The organism is Streptomyces sp. S.PB5 (assembly GCF_030403745.1).
Taxonomy (GTDB): domain Bacteria; phylum Actinomycetota; class Actinomycetes; order Streptomycetales; family Streptomycetaceae; genus Streptomyces.
The window spans coordinates 159,952-179,252 of the sequence record NZ_JAQMWP010000013.1 but is presented as its reverse complement, the minus strand read 5'-3'; the positions used below and the strand labels follow the sequence as shown (position 1 = coordinate 179,252).

The 19,301-nt window shown below is 66.5% G+C and carries 19 protein-coding genes, 1 tRNA gene and 1 pseudogene; 9 read left to right on the top strand and 12 right to left on the bottom strand.

Annotated features, from left to right (window positions below; all coding sequences use genetic code 11):
- The first annotated feature begins 368 nt into the window (after window positions 1–368).
- The gene (locus PH203_RS31530; RefSeq protein ID WP_289924252.1) at window positions 369–1,256 is read left to right on the top strand and encodes a helix-turn-helix transcriptional regulator; all 888 of its coding nucleotides are present in this window, start codon (window positions 369–371) and stop codon (window positions 1,254–1,256) included.
- Window positions 1,257–1,342: 86 nt separating this feature from the next.
- Here PH203_RS31530 and PH203_RS31525 read toward each other — a convergent pair whose 3' ends face one another.
- From PH203_RS31525 to PH203_RS31500, 6 genes and pseudogenes are all read right to left on the bottom strand, one after another.
- Entirely contained in the window at window positions 1,343–1,525 is a 183-nt protein-coding gene (locus PH203_RS31525; RefSeq protein ID WP_289924251.1) for a hypothetical protein, read from the bottom strand.
- Between the two features lie 316 nt (window positions 1,526–1,841).
- Window positions 1,842–2,156: pseudogene (locus PH203_RS31520) on the bottom strand (HNH endonuclease); the annotation flags it as partial.
- 355 nt (window positions 2,157–2,511) lie between these two features.
- Window positions 2,512–3,033: a toll/interleukin-1 receptor domain-containing protein gene (locus tag PH203_RS31515; protein ID WP_289924249.1), complete on the bottom strand. Its 522-nt coding sequence runs from the start codon at window positions 3,031–3,033 to the stop codon at window positions 2,512–2,514.
- A 455-nt stretch (window positions 3,034–3,488) separates the two neighbouring features.
- On the bottom strand, window positions 3,489–4,337 hold the full coding sequence (locus tag PH203_RS31510) for a hypothetical protein (protein WP_289924248.1): 849 nt from the start codon (window positions 4,335–4,337) through the stop codon (window positions 3,489–3,491).
- Between the two features lie 49 nt (window positions 4,338–4,386).
- The gene (locus PH203_RS31505; RefSeq protein WP_289924247.1) at window positions 4,387–4,998 is read right to left on the bottom strand and encodes a TIR domain-containing protein; all 612 of its coding nucleotides are present in this window, start codon (window positions 4,996–4,998) and stop codon (window positions 4,387–4,389) included.
- 5 nt (window positions 4,999–5,003) lie between these two features.
- A complete protein-coding gene (locus PH203_RS31500) occupies window positions 5,004–5,930 on the bottom strand; it encodes a DUF4231 domain-containing protein (protein ID WP_289924246.1) in 927 nt (308 codons plus the stop codon).
- Window positions 5,931–6,316: 386 nt separating this feature from the next.
- On the opposite strand from PH203_RS31500, the gene PH203_RS31495 reads away from it, so the two are divergent.
- The 4 genes from PH203_RS31495 (at window position 6,317) to PH203_RS31480 (ending at window position 9,552) form a co-directional block, all read left to right on the top strand.
- A complete protein-coding gene (locus PH203_RS31495; RefSeq protein ID WP_289924244.1) occupies window positions 6,317–6,673 on the top strand; it encodes a hypothetical protein in 357 nt (118 codons plus the stop codon).
- Window positions 6,674–6,696: 23 nt separating this feature from the next.
- Window positions 6,697–7,845: a DUF3631 domain-containing protein gene (locus PH203_RS31490; protein WP_289924243.1), complete on the top strand. Its 1,149-nt coding sequence runs from the start codon at window positions 6,697–6,699 to the stop codon at window positions 7,843–7,845.
- A gap of 217 nt (window positions 7,846–8,062) precedes the next feature.
- Complete coding sequence (locus PH203_RS31485) at window positions 8,063–8,272, top strand: helix-turn-helix domain-containing protein (protein ID WP_289924242.1); 210 nt, start codon at window positions 8,063–8,065, stop codon at window positions 8,270–8,272.
- A 74-nt stretch (window positions 8,273–8,346) separates the two neighbouring features.
- Window positions 8,347–9,552 carry a site-specific integrase gene (locus PH203_RS31480; RefSeq protein WP_289924240.1) on the top strand — a complete coding sequence of 402 codons (1,206 nt, stop codon included), beginning with the start codon at window positions 8,347–8,349 and terminating at the stop codon, window positions 9,550–9,552.
- 83 nt (window positions 9,553–9,635) lie between these two features.
- On the opposite strand, the gene PH203_RS31475 is transcribed toward PH203_RS31480, so the two are convergent.
- The 3 genes from PH203_RS31475 to PH203_RS31465 all read right to left on the bottom strand — a co-directional run bounded on the left by PH203_RS31475 (window position 9,636) and on the right by PH203_RS31465 (window position 11,627).
- A tRNA-Pro gene (locus PH203_RS31475) sits at window positions 9,636–9,709 on the bottom strand.
- 42 nt (window positions 9,710–9,751) lie between these two features.
- On the bottom strand, window positions 9,752–10,549 hold the full coding sequence (locus PH203_RS31470; protein ID WP_289924239.1) for a Pr6Pr family membrane protein: 798 nt from the start codon (window positions 10,547–10,549) through the stop codon (window positions 9,752–9,754).
- Window positions 10,550–10,700: 151 nt separating this feature from the next.
- Window positions 10,701–11,627: a metallophosphoesterase gene (locus PH203_RS31465; protein WP_289924238.1), complete on the bottom strand. Its 927-nt coding sequence runs from the start codon at window positions 11,625–11,627 to the stop codon at window positions 10,701–10,703.
- Window positions 11,628–11,751: 124 nt separating this feature from the next.
- Here PH203_RS31465 and PH203_RS31460 point away from each other — a divergent pair, with 124 nt between their 5' ends.
- On the top strand, window positions 11,752–12,219 hold the full coding sequence (locus tag PH203_RS31460) for a GatB/YqeY domain-containing protein (RefSeq protein WP_289924236.1): 468 nt from the start codon (window positions 11,752–11,754) through the stop codon (window positions 12,217–12,219).
- Between the two features lie 171 nt (window positions 12,220–12,390).
- Here the strand turns inward: PH203_RS31460 and PH203_RS31455 are convergent, their stop codons facing one another.
- Window positions 12,391–14,658 carry a transglycosylase domain-containing protein gene (locus PH203_RS31455; RefSeq protein WP_289924234.1) on the bottom strand — a complete coding sequence of 756 codons (2,268 nt, stop codon included), beginning with the start codon at window positions 14,656–14,658 and terminating at the stop codon, window positions 12,391–12,393.
- Between the two features lie 474 nt (window positions 14,659–15,132).
- On the opposite strand from PH203_RS31455, the gene wblA reads away from it, so the two are divergent.
- A complete protein-coding gene (wblA, locus tag PH203_RS31450; RefSeq protein WP_063757766.1) occupies window positions 15,133–15,471 on the top strand; it encodes a transcriptional regulator WblA in 339 nt (112 codons plus the stop codon).
- A 164-nt stretch (window positions 15,472–15,635) separates the two neighbouring features.
- Here the strand turns inward: wblA and PH203_RS31445 are convergent, their stop codons facing one another.
- A complete protein-coding gene (locus tag PH203_RS31445) occupies window positions 15,636–16,967 on the bottom strand; it encodes an ArsA family ATPase (RefSeq protein WP_289924230.1) in 1,332 nt (443 codons plus the stop codon).
- Window positions 16,964–17,941: an ArsA-related P-loop ATPase gene (locus tag PH203_RS31440; RefSeq protein ID WP_289924229.1), complete on the bottom strand. Its 978-nt coding sequence runs from the start codon at window positions 17,939–17,941 to the stop codon at window positions 16,964–16,966. Before PH203_RS31440 ends, PH203_RS31445 begins: the two co-directional genes overlap by 4 nt.
- 127 nt (window positions 17,942–18,068) lie before the next feature.
- Here PH203_RS31440 and PH203_RS31435 point away from each other — a divergent pair, with 127 nt between their 5' ends.
- A complete protein-coding gene (locus tag PH203_RS31435) occupies window positions 18,069–18,227 on the top strand; it encodes a DUF4177 domain-containing protein (RefSeq protein WP_003967454.1) in 159 nt (52 codons plus the stop codon).
- Window positions 18,224–18,688: a RidA family protein gene (locus PH203_RS31430; RefSeq protein ID WP_289924194.1), complete on the top strand. Its 465-nt coding sequence runs from the start codon at window positions 18,224–18,226 to the stop codon at window positions 18,686–18,688. Before PH203_RS31435 ends, PH203_RS31430 begins: the two co-directional genes overlap by 4 nt.
- Window positions 18,689–19,301 lie beyond the last annotated feature (613 nt).

Sequence of the window (19,301 nt, the reverse complement as noted above, 5' to 3'; positions counted from 1 at the left end):
ACCGCTTACATCCAGTCGTGGATCAGGCGGCCGGCCGACACCACCTCGTGCAGGATCACCGGGGGGAGGGAGGGCAGCCCGGGGAGGGCGGATTGCTGCGCATCGCCGTGTCACTTGATGCGCGTGTTGTGCCGCAACCGGCTCGAACAGGCATGTGGATCTACATGGCTTTTCCCCGCTTGACCAGGTTAGATCTAGGAAAACGACTGACCATCGTTGGATTTTTTTTGGGGGGAGCAGTGGCGCACCCGAGTCTTGAGTTCCTGGGCGTCAGACCGGAGGAGGAGGCCTTCTACCGCGCGCTGTTGCGGACCGGAGGTGCTGACTCGAAAGAGCTGGCAGAGCACTGTTCCCCGGACGAGGAATCGATGCGGTCCCTGCAGAAGCGGACCCTCGAACTGGGGATCGCCACCATCGCCGACGGACTGCCGCGCCCCGTCGCTCCGGCCAAGGCGATCGAAGCCCTCATCGAGCGCAAGGTGGCCCTGACCCGGTCGGAACTGGAGAACGCGGCCGCCGACCACGACATCGTCGCCTCCCTGCTCGCCGAGCGGCACGCCGCACCGGCGAGCGACGCCATCGCAGGAGACGGCCGGCCGGCGATGGAGCGACTGGAGGGAATCGACCGGGTCCGCGCCGCGATCGACGAGCTGACCTTTTTCACCCACTCGGAGAGCCTGACCACCTGGCCGAGCGGACTGATCCCGCCGCAGGTCGTCGCGACGTCCCGGTCGTCCGACGAGCGCATCCTGCGCCGCGGCATACGGATGCGGAGCCTGATCGGGTCCGCCGCGCTGGACGACCCCGGCACCATGGCCTACTTGCGTGAACTGACCGCCAAGGGAGCGGAGATCCGGATCTCCCGGCTCCCGCTGGAACGCGTCCTGATCTTCGACCGGGCCGCCGCGCTCACCCCGATCGACCCGGCCGACACCAGCCGCGGCGCCCTGCTGGCCCGCGAACCCGGGCTCGTCGCCACGCTGGTCTCGCTCTTCGAGCGCATGTGGGGCCAGGCCCAGGAACTCCCACCGCTGTCGGGTGAGGGCAGACCGGCCCCGGCCGACGACCGCCCCGGTGAGATCGAGCGCAGAATTCTGGAATCCCTGTGCACGGTGGACAAGGACGAGACGGGGGCCCGTGACGTCGGCATCTCGGTCCGCACCTACCGCAAGTACGTGGCGTCCCTGATGCAGCAACTGGGCGCGTCGAACCGCTTCCAGGCCGCGCTGCTCGCCCGCGAACGAGGCTGGGTCTGACCGGCGCCCGAAATCAACACGACGGGGGTGGGAGCACGCTGAGAAGCAGCTGCTCCCACCCCGCCGGACGAGGAACGCGGTCGGCCCTACTGCCGACTCGCCCGCGTCAGCGAACGGGCACAGACGAGCGCCCCGATGGCGAACACGGACACCGTCACGACCTTCGTCGCACCGTCGAAGATCACAAGAGAACAGGCGAGCGCGATCAGCATGCCGGTCAGCCCGGCCAGCGGATTCCGCGTACTCCCGCCCGTGGATTTCTGGGCCATCGTGCCGGCTCCTTCTGCAAGGGGGATTGGTCCCTCCACTTTTCCAGCGCCCTCACCCCGACCCGCCCAGAACGACGCGCAACTTCCTGCGAGCCACGTCGCAGCATCCTGCGAACCTGTTGCTTGACCGAGCAGCGGGAGGTAGCGCTCGCCGCCCGACGGAGCCTCCACCCGCGCTGGTGCCATCCGAACTGCGGGCCCTTGAGGGGCGTGGGTGGGTCAGACCTTCTTGACGACGGCCGTGTCGGGAACGACTTCTCCAGGTCGTCGACGTCCGAGGTGAAGACGGTGACCTGTCCCATCTGCTGCCGCGCGATCACGGCGATCTCGGCGTCGATTGCGCACTTGTGGCCGTGCAACTTGGCGTCGGCCAGGATCCGGCGTGCCAGGAGCGGTGGATCGCGGCGACGGGGTGGGCGCCCGGTTGAGATCCGACGAGTGGGCGCTCAGCGAGTGCGATGACGTGTTCGCGGTCGGCGGGGCTGTGGCCGACGAAGCGCTGGGAGACCAGGACGCGGCGACCCTCGCCGACATCGAGGACGCCCTTGTCGAAGAGCTTGTGGTGCAGCGAGCACAGGCACAGTCCGTCGTCGACGCCGTCCGGGCCGCCGAAGGCCGACCAGCGCACGTGATCTCCAGAAACCACGCAGGGGCCCGACCCGCACTGCGGATCAGGCCCCTGAATTGGTACTTCACTGTCGGGGTGGCGGGATTTGAACCCACGACCTCTTCGTCCCGAACGCGATCGGGGCCCGTGTGACCTGGACTTGGAGTGGCTGAACTGCCCATTCGCCTCCGCCACCGTCCATTAGAGTCCAGAAAGGTCTTGGACCGGCTACCTGCTTTGGCCCCCCGTTTGGCCCCCGACGGTCAAGCCTGTGAGAGGACGTTCCGTAAGGCTATGCCCGCGGTGCTGGCCAGGGTCGCGTCCGTTTTGGGCATGGCGTCGGCGACGTGGAGCGACGCCCGGGCACGCCGCCAGACGCCTAGTTCGCCGATGTGGGTGGCGCGGTCAAGTCGTCCTCAGGGGCGACCAGCTCGGCAATCTTGGTGGCAATGACTGCCATCGAATCATCCGCCGTGTCCAACCCGTTTCGGGATGCAAGCAAGGGGCTGACGTTCCGAAGTTCACCGTAGGTCGTCTCGTGCACGACAGGGAGCAGCAGGTCACGCGCAAGGAGCTCCGAGAGCTCCTTGTCAGAGACGCCACCGTGCTCGATGCGCCTCAGCAGCGCAGGGGTGACCAGGACGAGACCCGTACGCGACCTCGCCAGGCCCCTGTCGATTTCCCGCATGAACGGTAGGCCGAGCGCGATGTCCTTCTCGCTGAACCAGACGGACACGCCCTCTGCTTCCAACAGGTCGCACAACTCCCTGGCAGCACCGCGCCGGTCATCCCATGCGTGGCAGAGGAACACATCGCGAAGGTCTGGCAGTTGACGCGCGCGCAATACGGCGGCGTCGCGAACAGGAGCCAGCCCCTTCACCTCGGCAGGCGTGTAAGTCACGGACGAGGTGCTCGGTGACCAAGGCGCCCGCGTTCTACCGCTACTGGAGCGGCCGCTACTGGTCGCGCCGCCGCCGTTGTTCCGCGACGTGTAAGTCGGCGGCGGGTAGTAGGACCGGGGCGATGAGTACCCGTAGCCTCCGCCGCCGCATGCGGGGCACGCCGCACGTCCGCTGGCGGTCCGATGCCCTTGACGTGGGGCTGTACAACGACTCATGACTACACGGTAGTCCACGCGGCCCCTGGAGCCATCTCGTTTACGCATACCCGGGTCGCCAGCACATTCCAGCAGGTTGCGATTGTCCGAGGGTTAGAGACGATGGCGGCTGCTCGCATGCACCGCGACTTTCTGCTCGCCTGCGGCCAACGGACCTCGGTGTAGGGCGGTATGGATGCCGGAGGCGCCAGGAACCGACAGCGGGCTACGCGCTGAGGAGGACGGGCCGGAGTAGCTGCTTATTCCTGACCCGTTTCCCTTTCGGGCTGCAGCCTGTCCAGAATTGCACCGGAAAACCAAGAATCTTCTTCAGCTGGTCTTAGGAGCTGCTTCGGGTGCCCATCGGCGAACTCGGCTACGCCTCGTGGCAGCAGCTGCTGACGGAATGCTCTTACTTCTGCGTACTCAGACAAAATCTCGTCAAGCTTGCATGTGCTTTCGCCCTCATCCAGGTTTCTTGCGACCAACTGTCTAAGCTTCATCCACCATCTATCGTCGAACTTCTGCCTGCGGGAGGCACCTTTCACAGCGAGGCCAACGACATAAAGCCCCGGAAGTGTGTCGCCTGCGTAATACTCGCAACGACCTGTGAAGCTCATTGCCCGCAGAGAATCCAGTACTGCCTCGGCTACCGTGGCACCGTAGGTACGAGAAAGGTCAGTAATGGAAAAGGCGTATCCCAGCTGATCGTCTGTGAGCGGGGTTGAGATCTCCAGCCGGTATCTTAGAATTGTGCGCAGGTGACGCAAATCTCTGTACATGTTATGTCTGTAGTGCGCATAGTTAAATGGGATATTAACTCCTTCCTTGCATAGTAGAATGACGTTTTCCGAGTCCCTCCCGATTCCATGGCAATATCCCAATTCGTAGGATACGTTAAGAGACTGCCCTGAGATATCCACAACGACGAGGTTGGCATTCCGGAGATAATTTGTTACCTCATTCATGGATATGCCAGAGGTGCGAATCTCATCGGCGCGCAGCGCTTTGAAGCCTGCCTCACTTAATACGTCAGAGATGGCTAGGTACTTCTTATCCCGCCAAGGATCACTTTCGAATTTCATAGCCACAAAAGCGATCTCGTCCATGACATCTTCCTTGGGTGTCACGATGTGATTAGATGTATCGACGGCCCTTTCACGGGCATGTCGAATCTCTCTGCCGGCGTTGGCGCGCGTTACGAATCAAATGATCTCTTTGCTGGCGGGCGTTGAAGGCATCTTGAATGCAGTCGCGCAAAGCCTGGTCAGTCCGAGGGTATGACCAGTAGCGTGCGTACCCCTCCTCTCCCTCCCCCTTAGGTAGGTTGTCACTGAACCTGCTTTGAAGTGTCGCGCCCGCCTGCGCCACGCTGGGAAGTTCGATACCCATTAGACCGTTCAAGCGGTTTACCTTGTCACGCCTCAACGAACTGTAGATTTCCCAGTCAATGAATTTTCGCGACCAAGTGCAACTGCCAACCATTAGGATTGTGACGGTTGAGTCCGATAGGTATTTTTCTCGGATCGTATCCATGACATAGTCAACGTCGTCACTGTTAATCCTGGGGTCGTCATCGGTGACGCCGATCACCCGAGGAATGAAGATGTGCTCGAATCGCTTAACGAAAGAGAGAACCTCTGTAGCGTTGGCACCGTGGTAGCTGATGAAACATTTGTGCCGAGTGGCTGTTTCGCTAGATCCCGCATAGCGTGCCGAGATCTGACGAAGCTCCCGCTTCGCCTGCTCATTTGCGTAGTAGTTGGCCACAGAATTTACGCCGATCTCCTTCGGGGCATTCTTACACGTGCTCGCCGAGCCAGCCACATAGTGTGCTCCCTGCTAATCGCCTGTTCTGCAGAGATGACGTACTTGGACCAAGATGTGTCATCTGTTACCTGTTCTGCCTCTGCGCGGACAAGTGCCAACTCTGTAGCAGTCAATGAGTAGGCGCTCGCTAGGCTGTCGTACTGCTTTACCCCAATCCACGCCCCGCCGGCGGCTACACCTGCGGCTAGTGCACTACCCACGTCTAGATTGGTCACGTTAAGCAAAATAAGTAGGGCTCCGGTAGCTCCCAGAAGTTCCAAAACAACTAGAGCAATACGCCACCTTAGGGCGTTACGCTCATTTTTCTTGGCACTTCCTGAATACCAGATTCTTTGGTCCTCAACTCGCCCATCACGGTAGGCCATCCGGCGGGTTTCCAAGTCTGCTCCACGTAGTTCCCTCATTTTTGGAGTAATTTGCTGCGACCCGGTCGAGCTGTAGTCGACGAATATCGGCGATTCGGCTACGATTTCGGTGAGCTGTTGAAGAAAGAGGCGCTCGGAATCTGCCGCTTCAACGGGGCGGGAGAATGGATCTGCACAGACCGCAAATTTCCATGTCAGAGTTTTTACGGATTCCGCCACGGCGCGTCCGTGGTACCAAGATTCCTCCGGACTGATGCTGAGCAAAACAATCTCGGCAGCGGATGCCACTAGGAAGGAAAATAGTGAAAGGGCTATCAGGGTTTTCTGAATTCCCGTGCTTGAAATTCCAGTGGATAGCGCGCTGGCTGTAGCGGCGGAGATTACGAAATAGAGCCGCAGTTTGGTATACTTCAGATACCTTTTCTGGCCCTCTAGGGAAGCAGAATCTGCAGAGCGATAAATGTCTGGGAAGTCCGCTTCGGTGAGACCTTGCTCAAGGGGCGCCACTTATGCTCCGAACAGGTTGCGCATGCAGTTGGCACACTATAGAGCCAGAGCTCCTTGCATGTCATGGGATACGCAGATTTGAACGAATGCTCGGATGTTTGGTGCGTTGCCCAGCTCTCGTCCACGGCAAGGATCAGCCCAGGACAATAAGCCCTGGGCTGGTGATCGTCCGGTCTGAACCTCATCGGGGCATGAAGCCAGGCTTCTCCTGTGCCAATGAGTGGAGCCGGCCGAGGTAGTCCTGCGCCGCAGGTTCTGCGGCGTATCGGCGCCGCATCTCGGCTGCAAGCTCGCGACTGGTCATGATGAGCGATGGCACCGACTGTCGGTCCCCTTCGAGAGCCCGCTCCCCCAAGATGAGTGCCTGCTCCAGGTCGCCCTCACGCATGAGCGCTCCGCCCAGCCCTGCACTGAAGAGCCTTCCCGCCACCCCGACCGTGCCGCGTGCCGCCGCACAAGCCGCGCTCGGTCCGGCCGTGGGCGAGCCGAAAGGCGCCGCCCGCAAGGGCGTCCCTTCTGCTCTTCGTCCTGACCCGCACGAGGGAGACGGCCGGTACCCGGTCGCGTGGCTGTGCATCTGCGCACCACGCGGCGCCGTGCCTACCGCCACCTCGAAGTGCCTGTGCGGCAGGGACCGCAGCGCCGTCGGTCACACGAAGGTGCTCGCCCTGATCGAAGACCACACCGCCCACCGCGACGCATGCCCGCTCCGCACCAACCAGGAAGGGAGGCAGGCGGCATGAGCACCAATCCGTCGGCACCCGCCATGGACGGCTCCGCACTGCTCGATGAGGTGGAAGCCTTCCACCGGCGCTTCAACATCTTCCCCCTCGAAGCCGCGTACGTCGCCGTGACGCTGTGGGACGCACACGCGCACCTGCTCGACTGCTTCGACTCCACACCGCGGCTCGCGTTCCTCTCCCCGGAGCCGGGTTCCGGCAAGTCCCGCGCGCTGGAGATCGTGGAAACCCTCGTGCCGCAACCGATGGTCGCGGTCAACGCCTCCGCCTCCGCGCTCTTCCGTGCGGTGTCCGGGATGGAGGGGCGGCCCACGATCCTGTTCGACGAGATCGACACCATCTTTAGCCCCAAGGCCGGAGAGAACGAACAGCTTCGAGGCTTCCTGAACGCAGGTCACCGACGCTCCGGCGTTATGTGGCGCTGCGTAGGCGACGGCTCCAACCAACAGGTACAGGAGTTCCCGTCGTTCTGCGGAGTCGCGGTCGCTGGTCTCGGCTCGCTGCCGGACACGATCCTCACGCGCTCGGTCATCGTCCGCATGCGCCGCCGCGCGCCGAACGAGCAGGTGGAGCCGTTCCGGCAGCGCATCCACGAGAAGGAAGGCCACGCGCTGCGCGACCGGCTAGCCACCTGGGCACAGTCCATCCGCCACCTGGTCGACGGGGTGTTCCCGGCACTGCCGGAGGGCATCAGCGACCGGCCTGCGGACGTGTGGGAACCCCTGCTCGCCGTGGCGGATGCGGCGGGCGGCGCCTGGCCGGAGCGAGCCCGCGCCGCGTGCATCGAGCTGGTGAACGCGGCCAAGACCAGCGACAAGGGCAGCGTCGGTATCCGGCTGTTGACCGACCTGCGCGACTACGTGTTCAACGGCATCGACCGCCTGCCCACCGTCGCCATCCTCGACAGGCTGCACAGCCTCGAAGAGGCGCCGTGGGCGGACATGAGCGGCAAGGCGCTCGATGCTCGCGGGCTGTCGAGGATACTGCGGGAGTACATGACCGCGGACAACACCCCCATCGCGGCCCGCAACATCAAGGCAGGCGGGAGCGTCATGAAGGGCTACTACGCGAGCGATCTGCACGACGCGTGGCAGCGCTACTGCCCACCCCCCGCGGAAAGTCCGCTACTTCCGCTACTTCCGCTACCGGGCAGCTCAGAGGCGGTTTCTGGGTAGCGGCAAGCCGCTCCGCATCCGCTACCGCAACACCCCATCCGCTACCCGCCCCGTGGCCACGAATCCGGGGCCGGTAGCGGCTCCATCCGCTACCGCTGCCCCTATCCGCTACCTGGATCATGCCCCTGACCAGGGCGGTAGCGGAGGTAGCGGAAGTAGCGGACCTGACAGGAAGGGGGCCACCGCCCCCGGAGCCCTGCCGAGGAGGCACCGCCGCATGGCCACCATTGCTGAACCCGCCGAACAGCTCCTCTACCGCCCGGAAGAGGCGGCCAAGGCTCTCAGGATCGGACGCTCGATGGTCTACGAGGAGATACGCCTCGGACGACTTCAGACCGTCCGCATCGGCCGTCGCCGTCTCGTGCCGCCGGAGTACATCGAGCGGTACGTCGAACTCCTCAAGCGTGAGGCAGAAGCCACCGCCTGAACTTCCCATCACCCGAGTTCCACAGGGCCGCGTCCTTCAGGGCGCGGCCCTGTCCTATGGAGGCACGACAGAGCATGACCGACACCCCGAAGCGCGCCCAAAGGGCTGGCCATGGTGCGGACACCATCTACTGGGACCCGGCCAAGAAGAGTTTCGTGGGGGCCGTCTCCCTGGGACACGGCCCGAACGGCAAGCGCCGTCGACCGAAGGTGTACGGCAAGACGAAGACCGAAGTCCGCCAGAAGATCCGGGACTTGAAGAAGGAGGTGCAGACGGGCGTCAAGGCGCCGGCCAACTACACCGTGGCCGACGCGGTGAACGACTGGTTGGAGCGCGGGCTTAAGGGGCGCGACGAGAAGGGCACCATCGGCAAGAACCGCTCGATGGCGAACAAGCACCTGATCCCGTTCATCGGCAAGGCCAAGCTGAAGGAACTCAGCGCGGACGACGTTGACGACTGGTTGGACGACAGGGCCGAATTCCTTGCGACGCGAAGCCTGCGTGACCTGCTCGCCATCCTGCGCCGCTCCATCGCACACGCTCAGCGCAGGGACAAGGCTGCGCGGAACGTCGCCCTACTCGTCACCGCTCCGGAGGGGCGCCCCGGCCGACCGAGCAAGGCACTGAACCTGGAGCAGGCGAAAGCCGTGCTCACCGCCGCGCGTCCGTCACGGCTGTACGCCTACCTCGTGCTCTCGCTGCTCAGCGGTGTGCGCACGGAAGAGGCGCGGCCCCTCACCTGGGATCACGTCTTCCTGGAGACGACGGACGGCATCCCGCCTCACGTCGCGGTGTGGCGTTCGGTGCGCAAGCACGGTGAGACCAAGACCAGGAAGAGCCGCCGGACCATCGCTCTGCCGAAGCAGGTGGTCGACGTCCTCGAAGAGCACATGCGATGGCAGAAGCAGGAGCGGGCATCGAGAGGGATGGAGTGGAGCCCGACCGGCCGCGTTTTCACGACTCGGAGCGGCGAGGCGCTTGACGCGGCCAACGTCCGGCGAGACTTCAAGGCCATCGTGAAGAAGGCCGGACTGAAGCCGGAGTGGACGCCGCGGGAACTCCGGCACAGCTTCGTGTCCCTGCTCTCCGATCACGGCATCCCCCTGGAACGGATCGCGCTCTTGGTCGGTCACAGCAGTCAGGCGACCACAGAGGCGGTCTACCGCAAGCAGCTCCGGCCCGTGATCACGCAGGGTGCCGAAGCGATGGATCACATCTTCGCCGAAGATCAGGAAGGGGAGGACGCGGAGGGCGAGGAAGAGGGCGACGCGGTGGCCTGATCAAATTCGTTTGGCCCCCCGTTTGGCCCCGTGGGCATGAAAGAGGGCCATTCGCGATCATGCGAATGGCCCTCTGACCTGCGTCGGGGTGGCGGGATTTGAACCCACGACCTCTTCGTCCCGAACGAAGCGCGCTGCCAAGCTGCGCTACACCCCGATGTCGCTGCTAGTCCTGCTTGTCGCGGCGACGACGTTTACTTTAGCCCACCGGTGGCTGGAGACGAAATCCGGTTTTGGCGTGGTGATGGGAGCGGTGGCGGATGGGGTTGGGGCGGGCGTGGTCGAGGGCCACGAGGAGGACGGCGAGGGCGTAGAAGGAGAGGCCGAGGAGGAGGGCGTTGCCGAGGACGCTCTTGTAGCCGTGGAGGTCGACGTCGAGGAAGGGGTAGAGGTAGCGGGCCGGTGTGCCGGGGAGGAGCAGTTCGCCTCGGGTGAAGGAGAAGGCCAGGTAGGCCAGGGGATAGAGGAGCCAGGTCGCCGCCCGGCGGAGGTGGAGGCGGCCGGGTGGGGTCAGGAGCAGCCAGTCCACGACCGCCGCGATTGGGATCGCCGTATGGAGGGCGTGGTTCGCCAGGGCCTGCCAGCCGGTCGGGGGCGTCGTGCCGCCGGTCATGGAGAACGGTGTCGCCGCGTCGGCCAGAAGCAGGTGGTACACCGAGGCCGTGATCAGGACGTAGAGGAGTGTCGCGCCGGTCAGGGTTCCGGACAGGGGGCGCCGGGCGCTCCACGCGCGTTTCGCCGACACCGTGAAGACCAGCGCCAGCAGGATCGCGCTCTGGACCGAGAAATAGCTCAGTACGCGGGTCGGGCTGCCGAGGATCAGGTCGATCGTCACGGCCGCGGCGGCCGCGAGGGCGACCAGCAGGCGGTACGCGGCGGTCAGCGGGCGGCGTACGGGGGCCACCACCGCTGTGGCGGGGACGGGGGAGGGCGGCAGCGCGGGTACGCCCGGGACCGCGGGCAGGTCCGGGATGTCTCTGGGTATCGGGGCGGTCATGCCCTCACGCTAAGCAGGCCACATAAAAGGGGCGATACGGGCGGTCCGTGCGGGTTAACCAACCCGAGTTCATCCCGAGGCCACGGACTTCCTAGTCACCCCGGGACCCCCGGGACCCCCGGACCCCCGGACCCCCGGACCCCCGGACCCCCTACTCCCGCCCCACCAACGTCAACAACGTAACCTCCGGCGGACAAGCGAACCGCACCGGCGTATACCGATTCGTCCCGCACCCCGCCGACACATGCAGATACGACGTCCGGCCCTCCGCCGTATGCGTGGACAGCCCCTTCACCCGCTCCGTGTCGAGGTCGCAGTTGGTCACCAGCGCCCCGTAGAAGGGGATGCACAGCTGCCCGCCATGCGTGTGTCCGGCGAGGATCAGTGGATAGGCGTCCGCCGTGTACGCGTCCAGCACCCGCAGATACGGCGCATGTACGACACCCATCGAGAAGTCCGCCGCCCCGGACGGCCCGCCCGCGACCTCCGCGTACCGGTCCCGCTTGATGTGCGGATCGTCCAGTCCCGTCAGCTCGATCGACACGCCCTCGATCTTCAGCATGCCGCGGGTGTTGGTCAGGTTGAGCCAGCCCGCCGAGTCGAAACCGTCCCGCAGGTTCTCCCACGGGTTGTGGATCGCGCCGACGGCCGGTGCGTTGCCGTTCAGGCCGTGGCGGCCGCTCGCCTTCTCCAAGAGGTAGCGGGCGGGGTTGCGGAGCTTGGGCCCGTAGTAGTCGTTCGAGCCGAAGACGTACGCGCCCGGGAACTCCATCAGCGGCCCCAGCGCGTCCAGGACCTCCGGTACGCCCTCCGGGTCCGAGAGGTTGTCGCCCGTGTTGATCACGAAGTCGGGGCGCAGCCCCGCCAGCGACCGCAGCCAGCGCTGTTTCTTGCGCTGGCCGCCGACCATGTGGATGTCGGAGACCTGCAGCACCCGCAGTGGGCGCATCCCGGCGGGGAGGACGGGCACGGTCACCCGTCGGAGCCGGTAGGAGCGGGCCTCGAAGCCCGCCGCGTAGACCAGACCGGCGGCGCCAGCCGCCGCGACCGACAGAGGTACTCCGTATCGCGCGCGCATACGTCCCATCGTGTCAGACCCGGCAAGTGCTCCGGCGCCCACCGCCCCTGTGCGCAAGCCCACTTACGCGGGCCCGTCCAAATAGACGGGCGCCCGGTCCGCGGTACCTGCGAGAATCGAGCCCATGACCACCACGCTCAAGTCGAAGCTGCAGGACGACCTCACCGCCGCGATCAGGGAGCGCGACGAGCTCCGCTCCTCGACGCTGCGCATGACGCTCGCCGCGATCACCAAGGAAGAGGTCTCGGGCAAGGAGAAGCGCGAGCTCTCCGACGACGAGGTCCTCAAGGTGATCACCAAGGAGGCGAAGAAGCGCCGTGAGGCCGCCGACGCCTTCGCGCAGGGTGGTCGTGCCGAGAGCGCCGAGCGGGAGAAGGCGGAGGGCGCGATCCTCGCCGACTACCTGCCCAAGCAGCTGTCCGACGAGGAGCTGAACGACATCGTGGCCCAGGCCGTCGAGGAGGCCAAGGCCGCCGGCGCCGAGGGCCCCCGCGCCATGGGTGCCGTCATGAAGATCGTGAACCCCAAGGTCGCGGGCCTCGCCGAGGGCGGCCGCGTCGCCGCCACGGTGAAGAAGCTCCTGGCCGGCTGACCGACGGCCCCACAGAGTCACCGGCCCCCGCAAGGCGGCCGGCTCCGCATAGCGATCGGCCCCTTCACCGTCGTACAGACGATTCTGTACGACGGTGAAGGGGCCGTTGCCTTGAGAGCGCCGGTGGCTCAGCCGCCTCGCCTCGCCCCTCGCCCCTCGCCGCCCCGTCTCTCAGCCGTTGCGGCCGCCGTTCCCGTTGTTCCCCTGGAACAGGTTCTCCGGGATCGAGAAGGACGGGTCCGGGAAGGCGCCGCCGTCGGTGCCGCCGTTGTCCTGGCCGCCGTTGTCGTCGCCGTTGTCCCCGTCGCCGTTGCCGTTCCCGTTGCCGTTCCCATTTCCGTTGCCGTCGCCGTCGCCGCGGTCGGGCTTGTCCTCCGGGATGCGGACGAAGGTGAAGTTCGGGGCGTCCTTGCCCTGGAGGGCGCCGGTCATGGCGTCCTTCCAGATCGGGCCCGGGACCTTGCCGCCGTAGACGAGCGGGTGGTACTCGCCGCCGATCGTGATGTTCTTCATCTCGACCTTCTGGGAGGCGCTGCCGACCCAGACCGCGCCCGACAGGTTCGGCGTGTAGCCGACGAACCAGGCGTTCTTGCGGGAGTCGGTCGTACCCGTCTTACCGGCGTTGGCGCGGTCGGAGAGGCCGGCCGCCTGGCCGGTGCCGGAGTCGACCACGCCTTCGAGCAGGTTGTTGATGGTGTCCGCGGTGGTCTCGGACATGGCGCGCGAGCAGGTCGACCTGGGGACCTCCAGCGACTTCTGCTGCTGGCCGACCTTCTGCGTGATCGACTCGATGGCGATCGGCGTGCAGTACATGCCGCGGGCGGCGAAGGCGGCGTACGCGGTCGCCATCGTCAGCGGGGAGATGCCCTTGGAACCGAGGGAGATCGCCGGGACCTCGGGCAGCTTGTCGCCGTTGCCCTGGACGACCTGGAGCTTGTTGGTCATGTTGACCACGGGACACAGACCGATGTCGGAGATCATCTCCACGAAGTAGGTGTTGACCGACAGCTCCATCGCCTTCTTCAGGCTGTAGGGGCCACGCTCCGACTCCGACTCGTTCTCCACGGTCGCGCCGTCGGTGTTGACCCACGGCTTGCTGTCGCAGGTCTGGACGGGGCTCGGGTAGTCCATCTCGTACGGCGACGCGTACCGCTGGGTGACCGGCCGGCCCTCCTCCAGCGCGGCCGCCGCGACGAACGGCTTGAACGTCGAACCGGTCGGGAAGCCGAAGTTGGAGCCACCCATACCGGAGCCGACCGAGTAGTTGATCTCGGTCTCGTTCTTGCCGTAGCCGAACGGCTTCGACTGGCCCATGCCGACGATCTTGCCGGTGCCGGGCTCGACGAGCGTGGCCGCGGCGGCGACCTTGTCCGACTTGTAGACGTGGTCCTTGAGCGAGGCCTGGACCGAGTCCTGGGCCTGCGGGTCCAGCGTGGTCTTGATCGTCAGACCGCCCTGGTTCCAGACCTTGGCGCGGTCCTCCTTGGTCTTGCCGAAGACCGGGTCGCTCTTGAAGACGGCCTCGACGTACTTGCAGAAGAAGCTGGCGCCCTTCACGGCGGTGATGCAGCCGTTCTTGGGCTGGCTGACCTTCAGGCCGAGCGGCTCCTCCTGGGCCTTGGCGGCCTCGGTACGGGAGATGTTGCCGACCTCGGCCATGCGCTGGAGCACGACATTGCGCCGCTTGGTCGCCTCGGCCTCGTCGTTGACCGGGTCGTAGCGGCTCGGCGACTGGACGATGCCGGCGAGCAGGGCGGACTGGGCGAGGGTGAGGTCCTTGGCGGACTTGGAGAAGTAGCGCCCGGCGGCGGCCTCGACACCGTAGGCCTGCTGGCCGAAGAAGGTGATGTTCAGGTAGTTCTCGAGGATCTTCTTCTTGCCGAGCTCCTCCTCGACCTGGATCGCGTACTTCAGTTCCTTGATCTTGCGGCCGAGGGTCTGCTGGGTGGCCTGGGCGACCTTGGTCGGGTCGTCACCGGCCTCCTCCACGAAGACGTTCTTCACGTACTGCTGGGTGAGGGTGGAGGCGCCCTCGGCGACCCCGCCGCTCTGCGCGTTCTTGTTGAGCGCGCGCAGCACGCCCTTCAGGTCCACCGCGCCGTGCTTGTAGAAGCGGGAGTCCTCGATCGCGACGATCGCCTGCTGCATGTAGGGCGAGACGTCCTTGAGCTCGACCACCGTGCGGTCGCGCGAGTACACCGTGGCGATGGTGCCGCCCTTGGCGTCCAGGATCGTGGTCCGCTGGCTCAGCGGTGGTGTCTTCAGATTGGCCGGGAGCTCGTCGAAGCTCTCCACCGAGCCCTTGGCGGCGAGCCCCAGCGCACCGAACGCTGGCAGCGCGATGCCTGCCAGCACCGCGCCCGAGAGCACGCTGACACCTAGGAACTTGGCGGCCTGCTGGGCGGGGGACAGCCCACCACCGGAGCGCTTCTTCGACATGGGGGCAGCCTAATCCGTACTCATGAACGTTCGACGAAGTCCTTTGGCCGTTTCGAGCGCATGGCAAAGAGAGCGCCTACCTTCTCGTTCGCCGGACACGCGTGCAGGCCTTGGCCTAAGCTGCTCACAACTGTCACAGCAGTGCGGCCACGTATCAATACGTCCGGCGACCCCGAATCGTTCCGGAGGTTTCCCGGCTTTCTGTTGGGGGCGTGTCCGAATCCGCCTTGTGTGTCACCTGGTGCCCGTTGTGACTCAACTGAACTGTCCCGCTTTGTCGGGATGATCACGCATGTCGCCAGCTCACTCCCCCGGGTGATCTGCCGCTTACGCATAGTCCGTTCGGGCCATTCAAGATTGGGCCCGAAGGGGGTGTTGCGCTGTGCCCACCTTCCGTAACGTCCTCAACTGGCGGCGGTGAATATGCCGCTGCCGCCGTGGGGGAGCCTCGATTCGGGAGAGGACGGCGCCGGTATGGGCTGGGTAACCGACTGGAGTGCGCAGGCGGCCTGCCGCACTACCGATCCGGATGAACTGTTCGTTCAAGGAGCAGCGCAGAACAGGGCCAAGGCGGTGTGCACCGGATGCCCGGTGCGGACCGAGTGCCTGGCCGATGCGCTGGACAATCGCGTCGAGTTCGGCGTGTGGGGAGGAATGACCGAGCGGGAGCGCCGCGCACTGCTGCGCAGGCGGCCCACCGTGACCTCCTGGCGCCGCCTGCTGGAGACGGCGCGCACGGAGTACGAGCGAGGGGTCGGCATCCTGCCCCTCGACGACGACGAGGTGTACGAGAACTACGCGGCGGTGGGCTGACAGCGAGGTCGTGAGGGCGAGGCTCCTGGGGGCCCGTCCGCCTCGGCTCGGTCCGCCGGTCTCGGTCTCGGCTCGGTCCGCCAGTCCCGGTCGGCCCGGCCCGCCGGTATCGGCTAGGTCGGCCCGTCCGCCTGGGCTCAGCCGTGCGCGGTCTCGGCTCAGCCTCAGCCGTCCGCGGTCTCGGCCGACTCGGGCAGCGCCGGCACGCCGGCCGCGAGCCGGGTGCCGATGTCACGCAGGCCCGCGAGGTCATGGACATCGCCGGGCAGCGCGGCCACCTCTGCCACCGCCACCTCGGGGTGGAGCGCGGTGAAGCGGTCGCGCGTGCGCTGCTCGCGGGAGAGCAGCTGCATACGCTCGGCATGCAGCCTCAGCAGGCCTGCGGTGAGTTGTTCGACGGTGCGGTCCGCGGCGGGGGAGCCTTCGGCGGACACCGGACCGGATGCGTGGTCGGACGTGGGGGAATCTGAACTGCCGTCTGTGTCGGGAGAGTTACGAACTCCAGCTTTCCCGTCCTCCTGATCGACAATGCGGGACTCCTCAAGATTTTCCGCGGCCGCGAGTGCCCGCTCGGCCGAGAGCCGGGCGGCGCCACTGCCGTGGACCCGGTTCAGGACCAGACCGGCGAGCGGCATGTCCTCGGCGGCGAGGCGCTCCACGAAGTACGCGGCCTCCCGCAGCGCGTCCCGCTCCGGCGCCGCGACCACCAGGAACGCCGTCCCGGGCGCCTGGAGCAGTTTGTACGTCGCGTCCGCGCGCGTGCGGAACCCGCCGAAGGTGGTGTCCATCGCGGACACGAACGTCTGGACGTCCTTGAGGAGCTGACCCCCCAGCAGCTTGCCGAGGGTGCCGGTCATCATCGACATCCCGACGTTCAGGAACTTCATGCCCGCGCGGCCGCCGAGTTTCGCTGGGGCGGTGAGCAGCCTGATCAGCCGGCCGTCGAGGAACGACCCGAGCCGCTTGGGCGCGTCCAGGAAGTCCAGCGCGGACCGGGACGGCGGGGTGTCGACGACGATGAGGTCCCACTCGTCCTTCGCCCGCAGCTGCCCCAGCTTCTCCATCGCCATGTACTCCTGCGTGCCTGCGAAGCCCGCCGAGAGCGACTGGTAGAAGGGGTTGCCCAGGATCGCGGCCGCCCGGTCGGGGTCCGCGTGCGCCTCGACGATCTCGTCGAAGGTGCGCTTCATGTCGAGCATCATCGCATGCAGCTCGCCGTCGCCCTCGACGCCCTTCACGCGGCGCGGGGTGTTGTCGAGCGAGTCGATGCCCATCGACTGGGCGAGCCGGCGGGCCGGGTCGATGGTCAGCACGACCACCTTCCGGCCGCGCTCGGCGGCCCTGAGACCGAGCGCGGCCGCCGTCGTGGTCTTGCCGACCCCGCCCGAGCCGCAGCACACCACGATGCGGGTGGCCGGGTCGTCGAGCAGCGGGTCGAGGTCGAGCACGCGCGCGGGAGAGAGGCGGTGGTGCCGGTCCTGCTCCGGGCGGCTCATGACATCCCCTGCTTCCGCAGTTCTGTGGCCAGTTCGTACAGACCCGCCAGATCGATGCCCTCGGCGAGCAACGGCAGTTCGTGCAGCGGCAGCCCCAGCTCGCCCAGCACCGCGCGCTGTTCGTGCTCCAGCTCGTACCGCTCGGTGTACTCCTCGGCCTGGGCCAGCAGCGGGTCCACCAGCCGCTCGGCATGCCCACCGCGCCGCGCCCCGCCGAGCCCGGCGGCCGACAGCGACTGCGCGAAGGAGGAACGAGCGGTCTCTCGTACGAGTTCCAGCTCGACGGCGTCCAACACCTCGGGGCGGACCATGTTCACGATGACCCGGCCGACCGGCAGCTTGGCCGCCCGCAGCTCGGCGATGCCGTCCGCGGTCTCCTGGACGGGCATCTCCTCCAGCAGCGTCACCAGGTGCACGGCCGTCTCCGGAGACTTCAGCACCCGCATCACGGCCTGCGCCTGATTGTGTATCGGCCCTATCTTCGCGAGCCCGGCGACCTCGTCGTTGACGTTCAGGAAGCGGGTGATGCGCCCGGTGGGCGGTGCGTCCATCACGACGTAGTCGTACGCGAACCGCCCCGACTTCTCCTTGCGCCGCACCGCCTCGCACGCCTTGCCGGTCAGCAGGACGTCCCTGAGCCCCGGCGCGATGGTGGTCGCGAAGTCGATGGCACCGAGCTTCTTCAGGGCGCGGCCGGCTCCACCGAGTTTGTAGAACATCTGGAGGTAGTCCAGAAGGGCCAGTTCGGGGTCTATGGCGAGGGCGTACACCTCCCCGCCGCCCGGCGCGACCGCGATCTTCCGTTCCTCATAGGGCAACGCCTCTGTCTCGAAGAGCTGTGCGATGCCCTGCCGGCCCTCGACCTCGACGAGAAGCGTGCGCTTCCCCTCGGTGGCCAGGGCCAGCGCGAGGGCGGCGGCCACCGTGGTCTTACCGGTTCCGCCCTTGCCGCTGACGACCTGGAGCCTGCTCACGTATTCGAGCGTAACCATTCGATGCGGGTACCAACCGGCAGGCTGTGGATAACGCGTTTTTCCAGGGGACGGCCCCCGGACCCCCGGGAGCGGAGCCTGTATCTGCTCAGCGGCTAAAGTCGGCCACATGACCAAGTGGGAATACGCGACTGTGCCGCTGCTCGTACACGCCACGAAGCAGATTCTGGACACCTGGGGCGAGGACGGCTGGGAGCTCGTCCAGGTCGTGCCCGGGCCGAACAACCCCGAGCAGCTTGTGGCCTACCTGAAGCGGGAGAAGGCATGAGCGCGGTCGAGGCGAAGCTCGCCGAACTCGGTCTGACGCTGCCGGAGGTCGTCCCTCCGCTGGCCGCCTACCAGCCGGCCGTGCAGTCGGGCGTGTACGTGTACACCTCCGGCCAGCTGCCGATGGTCGAGGGCAAGCTCCCGGTCACCGGCAAGGTGGGCGCGGAGGTCACCCCTGAGGAGGCCAAGGAGCTGGCACGCACGTGTGCCCTCAACGCGCTGGCGGCCGTCAAGTCCGTCGCCGGTGACCTGGACCGCGTCGCACGCGTGGTGAAGGTCGTCGGCTTCGTCGCATCGGCCTCGGACTTCACCGGCCAGCCCGCCGTGATCAACGGCGCGAGCGAACTGCTCGGCGCGGTCCTCGGCGACAAGGGCGTCCACGCCCGCAGCGCGGTCGGCGTGGCGGTCCTGCCACTGGACGCGCCGGTGGAGGTCGAGGTCCAGGTGGAGCTCGTTCCCTAGCGGGGCGGAGGAAGGCGGGGCGGGGCCCGAGGGTGCCTGAGGCCAGGGCCGAGGATGGCTGGGCCGAGGTGCGAGGAGGCTGGGCCGAGGGGCAAGGGTCAAGGGCGCCTGAGGCCAAGGCCGAGAAGGGCTGTGGCGAGGGCCGAGGGCGCCTGAGGCGACTGCCGAGGAGAGCCTGAGGCGAGGACCGAGGCGAGAACCGAGGCGACTGGGGCTGGTCGAAGTGGGCCGGGGCGAGCGCTGCGGCTGGCGGAGGCCGGCTGAAGGCGGCTGAGCCTGTGCCGGGTCAGCCCGAGGCGGCTGGGATGTGTGCCGACGGCGGCGGGGCTGCCAGAGGCGGCCGGTGCTGGCGGAGGCGGTCGAAGTGGGCCGGGGCGCATGCCGTGGCGGAGGCCGGCTGAAGCGGCTGGGGCGCGGGCCGCGGCCGGTGGAGGCCGGCTCATGGCTGCCGGGACGCGTGTCCGGTCGGCGGCGGTAGTCGGTTGGTGGTCGGTTGAGGAGGGGCGGGCCGGAGCCCGAAGACGGCCGAGGTCGTTCCGGTTGGCCTCGGGCTGTCGGCGGGGGCCTCGGGTCCAGCGTCGGCCCGCTGACCTCGGGGACCTCTCGAACATTC

Coding starts and splice junctions, on each gene's coding strand:
- PH203_RS31455 (WP_289924234.1), bottom strand. CDS start 14,658: ATGTCGAAGAAGCGCTCCGGTGGTGGGCTGTCCCCCGCCCAGCAGGCC.
- PH203_RS31480 (WP_289924240.1), top strand. CDS start 8,347: ATGACCGACACCCCGAAGCGCGCCCAAAGGGCTGGCCATGGTGCGGAC.
- wblA (WP_063757766.1), top strand. CDS start 15,133: ATGGGCTGGGTAACCGACTGGAGTGCGCAGGCGGCCTGCCGCACTACC.
- PH203_RS31460 (WP_289924236.1), top strand. CDS start 11,752: ATGACCACCACGCTCAAGTCGAAGCTGCAGGACGACCTCACCGCCGCG.
- PH203_RS31465 (WP_289924238.1), bottom strand. CDS start 11,627: ATGCGCGCGCGATACGGAGTACCTCTGTCGGTCGCGGCGGCTGGCGCC.
- PH203_RS31430 (WP_289924194.1), top strand. CDS start 18,224: ATGAGCGCGGTCGAGGCGAAGCTCGCCGAACTCGGTCTGACGCTGCCG.
- PH203_RS31445 (WP_289924230.1), bottom strand. CDS start 16,967: ATGAGCCGCCCGGAGCAGGACCGGCACCACCGCCTCTCTCCCGCGCGC.
- PH203_RS31490 (WP_289924243.1), top strand. CDS start 6,697: ATGGACGGCTCCGCACTGCTCGATGAGGTGGAAGCCTTCCACCGGCGC.
- PH203_RS31530 (WP_289924252.1), top strand. CDS start 369: ATGCGGTCCCTGCAGAAGCGGACCCTCGAACTGGGGATCGCCACCATC.
- PH203_RS31525 (WP_289924251.1), bottom strand. CDS start 1,525: ATGGCCCAGAAATCCACGGGCGGGAGTACGCGGAATCCGCTGGCCGGG.
- PH203_RS31485 (WP_289924242.1), top strand. CDS start 8,063: ATGGCCACCATTGCTGAACCCGCCGAACAGCTCCTCTACCGCCCGGAA.
- PH203_RS31435 (WP_003967454.1), top strand. CDS start 18,069: ATGACCAAGTGGGAATACGCGACTGTGCCGCTGCTCGTACACGCCACG.
- PH203_RS31510 (WP_289924248.1), bottom strand. CDS start 4,337: ATGGACGAGATCGCTTTTGTGGCTATGAAATTCGAAAGTGATCCTTGG.
- PH203_RS31495 (WP_289924244.1), top strand. CDS start 6,317: ATGAGCGCTCCGCCCAGCCCTGCACTGAAGAGCCTTCCCGCCACCCCG.
- PH203_RS31470 (WP_289924239.1), bottom strand. CDS start 10,549: ATGACCGCCCCGATACCCAGAGACATCCCGGACCTGCCCGCGGTCCCG.